The 270-nt window shown below is 57.0% G+C and carries 1 protein-coding gene; it reads right to left on the reverse strand.

What is annotated here, in order from left to right; genetic code table 11:
• A partial coding sequence (locus CA832_RS15055; protein ID WP_198944491.1) for a hypothetical protein occupies nucleotides 1–270 on the reverse strand: 270 nt, incomplete at both ends.

Raw genomic sequence — 270 nt, forward strand, 5'->3', positions numbered from 1 at the left:
TTGGATGAAGCATTGGTGTCGATTACCTGGGTAGCTCCGCTTTCGTCAGTATAGGTGTAGGTACCGTCCCCATTGTCTATCAAAGTAGACAGGGAGGTGTCGCTGATGGTGGTCGTGTTCCCGGCAGCGTCGGTAAAGTCGTAGGTACCGTCCCCGTTGTCGGTCAGGGAGACCGTTCCCGCCAGGGCGTTGATCTCATCGATCGCATCCTGCACGTTGGTGGCCGTCAGGCCGCTGGTGGTGTTGTCGTAGGGGTTGGATGAAGCATTG

Source organism: Robiginitalea sediminis, assembly GCF_002198115.1.
GTDB classification, from domain to species: Bacteria; Bacteroidota; Bacteroidia; order Flavobacteriales; family Flavobacteriaceae; genus Robiginitalea; species Robiginitalea sediminis.